This is a genomic window from Cryobacterium tepidiphilum, from assembly GCF_003716325.1.
Classification (GTDB): domain Bacteria; phylum Actinomycetota; class Actinomycetes; order Actinomycetales; family Microbacteriaceae; genus Cryobacterium; species Cryobacterium tepidiphilum.
Map to the genome: position 1 here is coordinate 32,673 of NZ_RDSR01000012.1, position 13,502 is coordinate 46,174.

Genomic DNA, 13,502 nt, shown 5'->3' on the forward strand with positions numbered 1-13,502 from the left:
GTCAGACGGCAGCGAGCTCGTAGTCGGGCGCGATCTCGCTGTCGCCCTGCGGGGTGACGCTGATGCGCAACTTCGCCGGGATCTGCTCCTTCATCGCCTCGACGTGGCTGATCAGGCCGATCGTACGGCCACCGGCGCGCAGGCTGTCGAGGGTCGCCATCGCGATCTCCAGTGTGTCGGCGTCGAGCGAGCCGAAGCCCTCGTCGATGAACAGCGTGTCGAGGGTGATGCCGCCGGCCTGCTGCGTCACGACCTCCGCCAGCCCGAGCGCCAGCGCGAGGGAGGCGAGGAACGTCTCCCCTCCCGAGAGCGAGTGCGTGGGACGGGATCGGCCGGTGTGCTGGTCGAGGATCGCGAGGCCGAGCCCGGAGCGGCTCCCCCGGTATTGCAGCGAATCGTCGTGTTCGAGCGCGTAGCGCCCGCTCGTCATCGCCCGCAGCCGCAGGTTGGCGGCGGCCACGATCTCCTCGAGTTGCGCGGCGAGCACGTAGGTCTCCAGGCGCATCCGCTTGGTGTTGGGCTCGTTGCCCTGCACCACGCTCGCGAGTTCGCGGAGCTTCTGGTATTCCTCGTCGAGCGCAGCGGATGCCGCCTGCTGCGCCCGCACGCTGGTCACGATCTGTGCCACCTGGGTTCGTCGCTGGGCCACCGAGCTCCTGGCCGCCAATGCCGCGTCGCGCGCTGTGCGCGCCGACGTGAGCCTCTCGGCAGCGGCATCGAGGTCGACCGGTTCGGCCGGCAGCCCGGCGAGTTCGGGCTCGGCGAGCGTCGCCCGCGCAGAACTCACCGCCTGCTCATGCTCGCGAATGCGCGCGTCGATGGCGGTGATCTCGGCAAGGGTGCGCCGGGCGGTCTCGACCGCCTGCTCGTCTGCGAAGTCGTGCTCCGCGAGCTGGGCGTGCAGCACGGAGGTCGCCGACCGCACAGCCTTCTCGTCCGCTTCCACGGCCGTGATCGCCTGGACGAGCCGGTTCGCCGCCGCCAATTGCTCCTGCAGGCTCTCGACGTGTGCGGCGACGGACTCGAAGCCTCCCAGGTGCTGGGCGACGCGGTCGGCGATGCTGGTGAGGATACTGCTGTGTTCGGCACGGCGCCGACTCGCCGCTTCGCTCTCGGCCCGCAGCCCGGCGAGGCCGGTTGTCGCCGCGTCCAGCTCGCCGCGGAGTCGTTCCCGTTCGGCCTCCAGTCGCTCGGCGTCGGCGTGGGCGGCTTCGACGTCGCGGAGTGCCGCGTGGGCGGCTGCGAGCTCGTCGTCCAGCTGGTCGAGGGTCTTACCGCCGGCGGCGGACCGGGCGCCTGCCAGCCGGGTGGCCACGTCGCCCAGCAGCGCGGTCGCCGCCGCGTATGCCGCCGCAGCCCGATCGGCGTCTCCCTTGGCCAGCTCGATGTCGCCTTCGGTGACCGGCGCGGCGTCGCCGGCGGCCGGCGCCGGGTGCTCCACCGAACCGCACACTGCGCAAGGGTCGCCCGAAACGAGCGCTGCGGCCAATTCCCCGGCGTACCCCGCGAGGCGTTGGCGCATGAGTTCGTGCACGCGGGCGGCGGCGGCCGCATGGGCGCCGCTCGCCTCCGTCTCATCCGCGAGGGCCTGGTCGTGCTCGGACTCCAGCTCACGAGCGAGCAGCGCGGCGTCACGAGCCACGGTGCTGCGCTCGACCCGGCCCCGGGCATCCGCTTCACCCGCGGCCTGCACCCGGGCTGCCGTGAGCGCTGCGGTCACCGAATCGATCCGGGGCGGCAGGGCCTCGATCCGCTCAGTCGCATCCGCTACGGCGGCGGCCCGAGCCTCAGCCGTGCTGTTGAGGTGTTCCGCGTCCGCGTCGAGCTCCGGCAGGCGGCGTTCCTCCGCCGCAACGGACTCGAGGGTGCCGAGCCGGCGCGTGGTCTCATCGATCGCGATCGCCAGCGACTCCGCTGTGCTCTCGCCGGACCCGACGCCGGCATAGGCGGCGCGGGCATCGGCCTCGAGCGATCGCGCCGCGACACGTGCCGCCTCGGCGGCACGCAGGGCGGTCAGTTGCGGCCACACGACGGCCGCGCGACGCGCGTCGGCGAGCGTGCGTCGCTCGGCGTCGATGGCGTCCTGCTCCGCCTCGTGCTCGGCGAGGCGGGCTGCGGCGGCGTCGCGCCGCGACTGAGCCTTCCGGGTGTCGACCAGGGCACGGTGGGCCGCGTCGGCCTCGGCGAACGCCCTGTCGGCCTCGCCGGCGTGGGCCTCTGCCGACTGGAGCTGCGTGTCGAGCGCGGCCAGGGCCGCTTCGAACCACGTCACGCCGGGCTCCTCGGGCGCGGCGTCGTCCTCACCGACCGCCAGCAGGCCCGCGACCAGTGCGGCCTGGTGGGCGACCCCCTGCCGGCCCGACTCGAGCTGCGCCCTGAGGGCCTTCTGCCGTTCGATGAGGGCGGCCTCGATCTGCTCGAAGCGGCGTGTGCCGAACAGTGTGCGGAGCACGGCCTGCCGGTCGTCGTTCCTGGCCAGGAGGAACTGCTGGAACCGGTTCTGGGCGAGCAGGATCACCTGCAGGAACTGGTCTTTGCTGAGCCGCAGGATGCGGTCGAGCTCGTTGCCCACGTCGACCGGGCGGGCCGCAATGCCCTGCCACTCACCGTCGACCAGGCGGTCGAGCTGCGCTGTCGTCTTCTGCACCGTGGTGCCGGTCCCCCGCGCCTTGGGTCGCTCGTACTCGGGCGAGCGTCGAACCCGGTAGCGCGTTCCGCCCTCGTCGCCGACCAGGAACTCGAGCTCGACGAAGCTGGGATCGTCGGCTCCGCAGTGATCGCTTCGCAGCCGCTGCTGGGTGCTCTCGTAGCGGGGAACGCTGCCGTAAAGGGCGTAGCAGATCGCGTCGAGGATGCTCGACTTTCCGGCGCCGGTCTTGCCCGTGATGAGGAACAGGCCGTCGTCGCGGAACGCCTCGAAGTCCACGTGCTGCGCGGTCTTGTAGGGCCCGAAACCCGCGACGGACAGGCGGAGGATCCTCACGCGATGCTCTCCGCGACGAGGTGCTCGGTGATGACGTCGGCGAGGAGCTCACGCTCGAACGGGGTCGGCCCCACGCCGTTTCTCACGTGCTCGAGGAACCCGGCCACGATCTCGTGGTCGCTCTTCTGCTTCACGCGCTCCGCGTACGTCGTCGCCACGGTCTCGGCGGTCACGGCCGGCCGGTGATCGAGCGTGACGCACCAGGGAAAGCGCTCCTGCAGGCGCCGCATGGCATCCATCGGCCGAACCTGGTCGGTGACCACCGCGGCGACCCAGGCGTCTTCGAACGGCGTGTACGCGGCATCCGTGAGCAGCTCGTCGATGTCGCCGGTGATGACCTGCAGGGCCCGGGGCACCGGCAGGTCGACCCAGCGGATGCGCTCGGCCGCGTCGTCGCCCAGGCCGTCGGCGCCGAGGTCGACCAGCCAGGCTCCCCGCGCCTTGCCCGCTTCGGAGAAGGAATAGTGCAGCGGCGCGCCGGAGTACCGCACGCGCTCGCTCAGCCGAGCGCGCCCGTGGATGTGGCCGAGCGCCACGTAATCGGGCCCGTCGAAAACCGACAGCGGCACATAGTCGAGGCCGCCGGCGGTGATGTCGCGTTCCCCGTCGCCCGGGTGCCCGGCCTCGGGTGGCACGTCGACGGCGAAGCAGTGCGACAGCACGACGGCGCGCCCGCCCCGAGCGGCGTGGTCGGCGCGCACACGGTCCATCGCGAACTCGAGCACCTGCGCGTGCGTGCGCAGCGGCGCCTCGGGCCACAGGTGCCGCACGAGCGCGGGCTCGAGGTACGGGATGCCGTAGACGTGCACGTCCCCGTGCTCGTCGCGGAACGTCACCGGCTGGTCATGCTGCTCGGGCCGGGTCATCACGTGCACGCCGGCGAGGCCGGCGAACTCCGACATGAACCCGAGGCGCGCAGCCGAGTCGTGGTTGCCGCTGGTCATCACCACGGATGCCCCGGCCTCCCTGATCGCGGCGAGGGCGCGGCTCAGCACGGTGTAGTACTCCGCCGCCGGGGTCGCCGAGTCGAAGATGTCGCCCGCGACGACCACGACATCGACCCCGTGTTCGCGCACCACGTCGACCAGCGCGTCGAGCACGACGCGCAGGTGCGCGACGGTGGAGTGCCCGTGGAACGTGCGCCCGATGTGCCAGTCGGAGGTGTGCAGGATCTTCATGCGCTCACGCTAACCGCAGCCACCGACACAGACACCGACACCGACACCGACACCCGCCGTACACGTCCACCCCACGCGGCGCCGCACTACGCGAGCGGCTCGTCGGCCTTGCGGAACCACGGCGGGTACACGGCGACCTTCGTGTTCGTGCCCGCTTCGGCCAGGTGCCGCTTCACGACGTCGCGCACCTTCTCGTCGGAGACCCCGATGAGGGCGACCGACGAGATCGGGAACGCGTCGGCGACGAGGAACTCCGCGTCGAGGAGCGCCTCTCCCTCCGCGTCGGCCAGCAGGGAGTGCAGCATCCGCTCGGAGCCGTCACGGCCCGTGCCGAAGCGCGTGAGCGGCAGTGCGGCATCGCGGTCGGCCACGGCCGACTCGCCCGTGGCGAGCGCGGCGGCGGCGCCCGTGACGAGGATCACGAATTCCGCGGGGGCGTAGTGCCCGGCGTCCCCGGCCAGGCGCGGGTCGGGTTCCCTGCTGCGCAGGCTGTCCCACACACGGGCGTGCGGCGACAGGAAGAACGGCACGAATCCCGCCACGGGCCGCCCGGCCACGTCGACCGAGCGTCGCGTCTCTCGCCCGGCGGCCGACGAGACGTCGACCGACGGATGAGCGGACTGCGCACCGGCATCGGCCAGCAAGGCGCCGTCGGAGAGGATCGCGGGGAGGTTCTTGATGTGCGTCACGTGGTAGAGCCGCTGCGTGCCGACCTGGATGGGCTTGCCACGACTCGCCCCGGCCGTGCGTGACGGCGTCGCCCGGCCGGAGGTGCGAGAAGCGGGAGCCCGGCGCACCGCGGCGGGCTTCGCGGGGACCTCGGGTGCGGGTTTCGGGAAGCAGATGGCGCAGAGGCCGTCCTCAAACCCATGGATACATTCGTCGCTCAACCGGTGAACCTTTCCTGCGTTGGCGGCCGGCCCGTGGGCCGAAAGTGCAGGGTCAACGTTACGTGGGTTTCCTGACAACGGATGCCACGGCGAGGCGCCCGCATCGGCCCGGCCCCGTTGCGCGGGTGCCACGCGCCACCCGCGGGACGACGCACTACCCGCGGGACAGGGCGAGCGCGTCCGTGGACGCTGACGCGGCATCCGCGAGCTCCGGCACCTGCTCCTCGCCGGACTCGAGCAGCGTGATGAACGCGCTCAGCTCGGCCACCCCGGCCGGGGTGATGGGCAGGTACTCGGTGAGCGCCGGCGAATGCACGAGGTAAGCCGCCCACTTCGCGCGCGAGATCGCGACGTTCAAGCGGTTCTTCATGATGAGGAACGACATGCCGCGCGGCGCATCGTCGGGTGAGGATGCGGCCAGCGTCACGATCGCGACCGCGGCCTCCTGCCCCTGGAACTTGTCCACCGTCCCCACCCGCACCCGGCTGAGCCCCGCATCGTCAAGCGCGGACCGCACGGTGGCGAGCTGCGCGTTGTACGGGGTCACCACGATGATGTCTTCCTCGGCGAGAGGGTCGCCGTTTTGCGACTCCCCCGGGTCGGTCCACGCCCGGCCGAGCACCGACTGCACCAGGTCGACGACCCGGGCTGCCTCCTCCGCCGACTCCACCGCGTTGCCGTGTGCGGCACCGGCACCACGTGCAGTCCCGGTTCGACGCCGTCGAGCAACCGCTCGGACGCGCACGGGTGCGCATGCAGCTTGCCCTCGTACGACAACCGCGACACGGGCAGGGCGACGGCCGGGTGCATCCGCCGGCTCTCTGCGAGGAAGTACCCGAGCGAGGCCGGCAAGACGTCGTGTCCGTCGCTCACCCAGCCGAGGGCCGACTGGTCGATGGGTTCCGGATGCGTCCCCTGGCTCACCTGTGGAAGCTGCTGGGGGTCGCCGAGCAGCAGCAGGTTGCGGGCGCCGACGCTCGCGGCGATGGTAGAGGCCAGCGAGAACTGCCCCGCCTCATCGATCACGAGCAGGTCGAGGCTCTGCCTCGGCACCCGGGCCGGGTTGCTGAAATCCCACGCTGTGCCGCCGAGCACGAAGCCCGAGTCCCGGCGTTCCAGCGCGTAGAGCAGCTGCCCGTCCTTGGGCAGCTCGGTGTAGTCGGGTTCGCCTGCCGGCCCTCCCTCGGCTGTGCCGCTTTTCGGGACCTTGGCCACGGCACCGGCGTCGAGTCCCGCCTTCACGACGGCGCAGAGCAGGTTCTCGACGACAGCGTGGGACTGGGCGACGACGCCGACCTTCCAGCCGTGCTTCTGCACGAGCTCGGCGATGACATGGGCGCCGAGGTAGGTCTTGCCCGTCCCGGGCGGTCCCTGCACGGCCAGATAGGAATGGTCGAGGTCGAGCAGGCTCGCGACGACAGCGTCGATGCGGTCCTCGCCCTCACGCGCCGGCTCAACGGCCGCGAGCGCCCCGGACCGGGTACGCGGCGGCACCCGTCGCAGAATGTCGACCACCGGGTCGCGTGGCCACGCGGGCTGCGCGTCGACGATGGCCTGCGCCCAGCCGTCGATCGCCGGCTTCTGCTGCCCGGCGGAGGGCGGCGCGGCGGGAGTGAGGGCGCGAGGCAGGCTGTCGTACGCGGTGACGTCCTTTGCGAGAACCTCCTCGACGAGGATGCTGCCGTCGTCCTCCACCTCGAGCACGCGAACGGCACGGGCGGCACGCACGCCTTCCTTGGCGGCGGGGGTGTCGAACGGCGCCGGCTGGTCGTACAGCAGCCACGGGCCGGCCTGGTCGCTGGGCTTGACGGAGCTTCCCGGCCCCCACCGCCCGGACAGCCGCAGGACCCGGCGGTCGGAGCGCTGCTTGCCCTCGCGGTACCAGTCGCGCACCACGGCCGCATGCTCCACGAGGAGCACGTCACGGGTGTCCTGCCATTCCTCCACCGGGTATTCCAGCCGGAAGAAGTGCCCCCACCAGAAGCTCTTCTGCTCGCGCCGGTGGTAGTCGATGGCGGCGGCCGCGAAGGCGGCGGCGGTCTGGTCGGGGGTGCGATCCAGCGCCGGCACCGGAGACGCCGGTGAGGCCGCCAGGCCGAACGCGACACCGGCCAGCCCGAGCAGGGCGTCGCGAAGCGGGGACGGCGGTGGTTCGTCGGCGGCCGACTCGACCGGAGTTCCGCCGATCCGCACCCCGCTCTCCGCCGCGCGGGCGAGCAGCCAGTCGCGCAGGCGCAGCGTGGATACGCAGTCGTACCGGTTGTAGTCGGCGATGGAGTCGAACATCCGCTGGGCCTCGTCGCCCGACCCGAGCAGCTGCAACTCGCGGGCCCTGGCGTATTCGGTGATCGACGCGGCCGCGTTGGTCACCTCTCCCGACCGGAACTCGTCGCCCATGTAGAGCGGCTCCAGCTTCTTGATGGAGTACGACCGCGACCCCACCCGCAGGGCCTTGCGCACCAGCGGGTACAGGTCGACGAGCACGTTCTCGCGCAGCAGCTGGTCGACCTCGTCTTCGCCCACCCCGTGCCGCGCGGCGACGCCGAGCAGGTGCGTGCGCTCATAGGAGGCGTAGTGGTAGATGTGCAGGTCGGGGTGGCGCGCGCGGCGTTCCGCCACATAGTCGAGGAACTCCCGGAGCGCCCGCGCCTCCTCCGCGAAGGTGTGCGCCCAGAACGGGCGGAAGCTCTCATCGGGCTCGATGAGGCCGAACAGGTAGTCGAGGCCCCACCGCTCGGCCGGTCCCTCGGTGTAGAGCGGGTCGCCCTCGAAATCGAAGAAGATGTCGCCCTCGCTCGGCTCTGGCAGCACCGCCAACGCAGAGGGCTGGTACAGCTCGAACGGCGGCGGCTGCCCCTCCTCGGCCCGCAGCTGCAGCCGGGCCTGCGTTGCCAGCGATGCGAGGGTGTTGTCCCCGATCCCGTCGACGCTGGTGAGCGCGCCGGGTGCGTCGCCGACGGATGCCGCCAGCTCGTCTATGGTGCGGATGCCCACCTCGGCGAGGTGGGCGCGTTGCGTCACCCGCATCCCCGCCACGAGCAGGAGGTCGCGGCTGGCCTGCACCTCCGCCTCGCACGTCGTGCACCGCCCGCACACCGCATACCCGGCCGCGCCCCAGGCCAGCGGCCGGTCGTCGGCGAGCCGCTCCCCGATGATCTGCAGCAGGCGCGCGCGGCGCTTGCGGTACACCGGGCGGATGTCGGCGACGCGGTGTTCGCTCACGCTCCCGTCGCCGAGCAGCAACTGCACGGTCTCGGCCGGGCGCACGCCGATGCGCTCGAGCTGCTCGGTGTATGCCGCGAGCTGCAGCAGCGCCGTGACCCGCGCGGTGCGGGCGAGCTTGGTGTCCTGCACCAGGTAGCTGCCGTCTGGCTGCCGCACGATGAAGTCGGCGAAGCCGAGGAACGCACCGGTGGCGGTCGAATCGTCGAAGAACGTCGCCTGGAAAACGACGTCGTCGCCGCGGTCGAACGCCTCAGTGGTGGCGGCCGCAACGCCCTGGAGATCGGCCCGCGTCATGCGCTGGGGCCTCGGGATCTCGGCCACCCGGTGCGTCTGCCGGTACCGCTCGAGCACGCGGTGCTCGTGCTCGTCGCCCAGCCGGGAGGTGCGCTCGAGCATCTCGTCGACGGGGTCGGGCACCGCGTCGATGCGGCCGAGCTTCACGTCGAGCGCGCGCAGGAACGCGAACTCGCACTTCGACGCGGTCGTGAGGTCGCTGGCGCTCGTCACCCACGTGTCGTCAAGCCGGAACATCCGCGCCTCCTCCCATCGCATCCGCTGCCCTTCGAGCGTAACGGTGGCCACCGACAATCCCGGTGGGGCGGCCCCCGGCGGCACCCGTTGGGCCCTATGCTTCTCAATCACCACCGCCGTCGCGACCGCCCGGCGACACCGCAGGCCGAAAGGACGACCGTGACTCCGGAGATCAACTACTGGGCCGTGATCCTCGCCACGCTCTCGAGCATGGTCGTCGGGTCGATCTGGTACACGCCGAAGGTCTTCGGCCGCTACTGGATGAAGGCCGCGAACGTCACCCCGAGCGGCAGGGCAGCGGATGCCGTCGTTCCGATCCTCATCACCCTCCTGGTGAGCTTCGTGACGGCCTGGGTGCTGGCCGGCGCCACCTACATCGCCTGGGACTTCTACGGCGGCAGCTACTTCCGCAACGCCGTCGTGACGGCTCTCATGCTGTGGGCCGGGTTCACGGCCGCCCGGTTCATCACGCACGACGCGTTCGACCAGCGGCCCCGCGGGCTCACGCTCCTGAACGTCGCGCACGAGCTCGTGACCATCCTCGTGATGTCGATCATCATCGGGGTGTGGCCGGCCTAGCCGCGCCCGCGCCGGGCTAGGCCGGAGTCTCCACCAGCCTGGTCAGGTGACGCAGGTCGTCGTACCGTTCCGGCACGGTGACGGAGGGGAGCAGGATCTCCCACATCTGCCGGATGCGGCCGAGAAGGTCGTGCCGCGAGGTGAAGACATTCGCGACCAGCTGCACACCGGTGAACGACGGGATGATGAACCACGCCAGCACGTCGGGGGCCACATTCTCGTTGATGTCGCCTTCACCGATGCCCGTGCGGATGAGGTTCTCGAACGTCACGAGCCAGTCGCGGTACGGCTCGATCACCTGCGGCTGAAAGGACGCCGCCTCGGTCGTGAGGCGGATGCCCGCCTGCACGACGGGGTCGGTCATCAGGTGCCGGCCGAGGTCGGCGCACAGGAGGATCATCGTCTCGAGGGCGGGCCGGCCCAGCGCGATGATCGCCGTTCCCGACACCTGCGAAATGCGGTTCTGCTCCTCGATGACAGCCAGCGCAAGGTCGTCCTTGCTGTCGAAGTGGAAGTACAGGGCGCCCTTGCTGACATTCGCCTCCACCGCCACATCGGCGAGCGAGGCGTTGCCGTAGCCGAGGCGTTCGAAGACCACTGCCGCACCACGGATGATCGCCTCCCGGGTTGCGAGAGCGCGTGCTTGCCGTGCCATGTGCCTCCTCGCCGCTGCCTGGTGACGCCACGTCGGCGGGCCTTCTCACCCGCGCCGCTTGCATCCTAGGGGCTACCGTGCCCGAAGTCCCGGACGTCGCCCACCCGCGACGCCCCGGTCGCTCGCCGGGCGAATCGCGCCGCGACGACAAGTCCTCCCCCGATGACGGTGACGGCGACAACGAGGACCGTCACCCACGCGGCCTGCACCACGACGCCCGCTGCGACCCACAGCAGAACGGGCAGCCCGGAGGCTACCAGCACCCACCCGAATGCCTCCGCGACGACGAGACCCAGCCGCCATCGTCTCGCCGTCGTTTCGCTGCCGGCAGCCTCGCTCATCGCACGCCCTTCCCCCGTTGCGGCACTCTACCGTACATACCGTGCGACCGGTTTTGGAGCCGCAACGCCACGACACATGTCTGCCGGGCGCTCGGACGGGGCCGCCCCGGCCCCGTCGACCACGTACACGGCGCCCGAGCCGATGACCCGGAAGTCCGTGCCCTCGACGACGATCGTCCTCATCGATGCTGAGCACCCGCGGGCTGTGCGCCACCGCTCCAAGCAGCCGCCCGATGCGCCCGCGCCCGGCGGCGTGGGTGCGGTCAGTCACGGGGCAGGTCCTCGGGGTAGGTATCAGGGTCGGTTTTGTGAATGGTGTCGCGGCCCAGTACCTGCCGCGTCATGGCACGGACGGATGTCGTGTCGTCGGCATACGCCACGGCGAAGTCGCGACTGCTGTGGGCCCAGCCGATGCGTCCGCCGGCGTCGATGATGATGAGCCCGCCGTCGCCGCCCACCAGCCGGAGCCGGTCGAGCGCCGCCTCGGCGGCCTCGGCGGGCGAGCCGGTGGCGAGCGCGGCCATCGCATGGGAGGCGAGTGCCACGCGGGTGATCTCCTCCCCGGTGCCCGAGACGGAGACGCCGCCGATGGCATCCTCGGCGTAGAGACCGCAGCCCGGCAACGGGCTGTCGCCCACGCGTCCCGGCAGTTTCCCCGCCAGTCCCCCGGTCGACGTTCCCGCGGCGATGTGCCCGGCTGCATCCAGGGCCACGCAGCCGACGGTGTCGGAGCCGATGTGGCTCTCGCGCTTGCCCGGCGCCACGAGATCGGCGGGGTGTACGAGTTCCACGCCCCGCTCAAGGGCGAAACGCACCGCCCCCGCTCCGGCCAGCAGCACGGTCTGCTCGGTGAGGAGTTCGGCCGCCAGCGAGATCGGATGCCGCACGCCCTGCACGGCGGCGACCGCGCCGACGTCGAGAGTGGCGCCGTCCATGAGCGCCGCATCGCATTCCACGTCGCCGTGATGGTTCACGACCGACCCGAACCCGGCGTTGAAGGTCTCGTCGTCCTCCAGCACCCTGATCGCCGCCTCAACGGCCGACGTGGCCGCGCCGCCCGATTCCAGGACCGCCTGCCCTGCGCGCACGGCTCGGGCGCAGCCGAGCCGGCTGGCCTCTTCCTCCGACGGATGGATCGACTTCGCACCGCCGTGCACGATGATCGCCCACTGCAGTCGTTCCCTTTCAGCCATACAACGCCTCCTCGCCCCTCACACCCGCCGCACCGGCCGCGGCATCCGCTGGCCCGCCCGGTGACGGCCCGAAACCGGGCCCGGGCACGAACTCCTGCACCTGCTTCCAGCTGCCGGCCACGTCGGTCGGCATCAGCACCACGAGGTCCTCCGGCCCCGCCATGCTGAGAGCGCCCATCGCCTCACGCTCGTCGATGTCCCGGCGCACGTGTTCCACGCGCATGCCGGCAGCGATCGCGCTGTAGAGGTAGGGACCGCGGTAGACGGACCGCTCGAGGACGCGCATCAACGGATGCGTCGGTGCGCACGCGGGTGCGGGCTCGGCGGAGAATTCGCGGGACATAACCCGAATGTAGACACGAGTGACGGCCGGCGGAAGGCCTTGCCTCGGGGCCCATCTGTGGGCCTCGGATGGCGCGCGTGCTGGGCGCTGGGGCGCGTGTGGCACGCCACGCGCGCGGCGGCGCTGCGTGGGCGTGCCGGCGGCGGCGGGCCCACGATCGGCTGGCGCTAGGGCGTGGAAGACCTCACCACGGCCGGCAGGGGGTCGACGGCGCGGCTCCGCTGGGGCGCCGGCGGCGTCGGGGCCGTTTCGATGGGGTCACCGATGCGGATGAGCCACGAGTGCAAGGCCGCGGCGTACTCGTCCTTGATGTGCGCGTACGCCGGGTCCTCCGCTCGGTTGTCCTTCTCGGCGGGGTCGAGCCCGCGATCGTAGAGTTCCTCTCTCGGGCGTGGCTCCAGGTGCCGGTCGCCCATCATTTGGCGGGTCTTGCTCTTCTCCAGGTCGATGGCGAGCTGAAGGTTCGGACCGGGCTCGTAATTGCGGATGTACGCGTACGAGGCCGACCGCACGGCGCGCTTGGGATCGTAGGTGTCGTGGTAGTCCTTGGCGGAGTACACCAGCCGGCCGGGGTCGCCCTCGGATTGTCCGCGCAGCACGGGCAGCAGTGACACGCCTTCGAGCTCAGCCGGGGCGGCGCCGCCCGCCAGTTCGATGAGGGTCGGCACGAGGTCCATGTGCGAGACGACCGTCGAGACGCGATGCGGGTCGACGCCCCACGACACCGGGGGCCTCACGATCAATGTGACCCCGGTCCCCGAATCGCGGAGGGTGCTCTTTCCGCCGGGGAAGGCCGCCCCGTGGTCGGTGGTGAGGATCACCATCGTGTTTGCCGGGTCCAGTGTGGCGTCGAGGGCTGCCATGAGGCGTCCGAAGCCGTCGTCGAACTGGGCGATGGCGCCGTAGAAGTCGGCGATGTCGGAGCGCGTGCCCGCATTGTCGGGGAGGAAATCAGGCACGTCGACCTGGTCCGGATCAGCCGGGGAATAGTCCTCGTGCGGCCACGGACGGTGCACCTCCCAGGTTCCGACGGTCAGGAAGAGGGGGTCGCGCCGCTCGGCGGGAGCGAGGTGCGCCAACCAGTCCTCGGTGGCCTCGACGACCTGGTTGACGCGGGGCAGAAAGCCCTGGCCGGGGCACTCATCGAAGCCGAGCACCGTCGGGTCGACGTTCTCGTGCTGGAGACCGATGAGCGCCGAGTGGTAACCGTACGGGCGCAGTCGTTCGGGCGCCGTCAGGACGTTCTCGCGGTAGCGCCAGGCGTTGTGGCTGAGCCCCTGGATGCCGTTGACGTACGGTGACATGCCGGTGAACAGGGCTCCGCGGGCCGGGGAGCAGAGCGGAGCCGCGGAGTGCGCGTTCTCGAACACCACCGAGCGCTCGGCGAACCGCGCGATGTTCGGCGAGGGAACGTGGGTCATCCCGTAGATGTTCAGCCACCGGCCAAGATCATGACAGTGGATGAGAACGACATCGGGATGCAACGGCTGGGTCACCTGGGGGTTCCTTTTCATCATGGTTGTTCTGTCCCGTTTTCAGACGGGCTCGTCTCAGGGAGGGACGCACGTCCCGGATCCGGGCCGG

Annotated in this window: 9 protein-coding genes and 1 pseudogene; 1 reads left to right on the forward strand and 9 read right to left on the reverse strand. The window is 71.1% G+C overall.

The genetic code is table 11. The annotated features are described in order from the left end of the window. Position 1: 1 nt before the first annotated feature. From EEJ31_RS08560 to EEJ31_RS08575, 4 genes and pseudogenes are all read right to left on the reverse strand, one after another. Entirely contained in the window at positions 2–2,983 is a 2,982-nt protein-coding gene (locus EEJ31_RS08560) for an AAA family ATPase (RefSeq protein WP_123045890.1), read from the reverse strand. After that, positions 2,980–4,161, reverse strand: a complete 1,182-nt coding sequence (locus EEJ31_RS08565) for an exonuclease SbcCD subunit D (protein WP_123045891.1) — start codon at positions 4,159–4,161, stop codon at positions 2,980–2,982. The genes EEJ31_RS08560 and EEJ31_RS08565 overlap by 4 nt, the downstream gene beginning before the upstream one ends. A gap of 86 nt (positions 4,162–4,247) precedes the next feature. Next, positions 4,248–5,051 carry a DarT ssDNA thymidine ADP-ribosyltransferase family protein gene (locus tag EEJ31_RS08570; protein WP_158603929.1) on the reverse strand — a complete coding sequence of 268 codons (804 nt, stop codon included), beginning with the start codon at positions 5,049–5,051 and terminating at the stop codon, positions 4,248–4,250. A gap of 154 nt (positions 5,052–5,205) precedes the next feature. Then, positions 5,206–8,807 (reverse strand): annotated as a pseudogene (locus tag EEJ31_RS08575) (TM0106 family RecB-like putative nuclease). Positions 8,808–8,966: 159 nt separating this feature from the next. Here EEJ31_RS08575 and EEJ31_RS08580 point away from each other — a divergent pair. Then, a complete protein-coding gene (locus EEJ31_RS08580) occupies positions 8,967–9,386 on the forward strand; it encodes a DUF1761 domain-containing protein (protein WP_123045893.1) in 420 nt (139 codons plus the stop codon). Between the two features lie 16 nt (positions 9,387–9,402). Here EEJ31_RS08580 and EEJ31_RS08585 read toward each other — a convergent pair whose 3' ends face one another. The 5 genes from EEJ31_RS08585 to EEJ31_RS08610 all read right to left on the reverse strand — a co-directional run bounded on the left by EEJ31_RS08585 (position 9,403) and on the right by EEJ31_RS08610 (position 13,414). Then, positions 9,403–10,041 carry a ScbR family autoregulator-binding transcription factor gene (locus EEJ31_RS08585; RefSeq protein ID WP_123045894.1) on the reverse strand — a complete coding sequence of 213 codons (639 nt, stop codon included), beginning with the start codon at positions 10,039–10,041 and terminating at the stop codon, positions 9,403–9,405. 65 nt (positions 10,042–10,106) lie between these two features. Next, positions 10,107–10,382, reverse strand: a complete 276-nt coding sequence (locus EEJ31_RS08590; protein ID WP_123045895.1) for a hypothetical protein — start codon at positions 10,380–10,382, stop codon at positions 10,107–10,109. A gap of 263 nt (positions 10,383–10,645) precedes the next feature. Next, positions 10,646–11,575, reverse strand: coding sequence for an isoaspartyl peptidase/L-asparaginase family protein (locus tag EEJ31_RS08600; protein WP_123045896.1), 930 nt, complete (start codon positions 11,573–11,575; stop codon positions 10,646–10,648). Next, complete coding sequence (locus EEJ31_RS08605) at positions 11,568–11,918, reverse strand: hypothetical protein (RefSeq protein ID WP_148040151.1); 351 nt, start codon at positions 11,916–11,918, stop codon at positions 11,568–11,570. Before EEJ31_RS08605 ends, EEJ31_RS08600 begins: the two co-directional genes overlap by 8 nt. 167 nt (positions 11,919–12,085) lie before the next feature. Continuing rightward, positions 12,086–13,414: a sulfatase family protein gene (locus EEJ31_RS08610; protein ID WP_158603930.1), complete on the reverse strand. Its 1,329-nt coding sequence runs from the start codon at positions 13,412–13,414 to the stop codon at positions 12,086–12,088. Between the last annotated feature and the right edge of the window lie 88 nt (positions 13,415–13,502).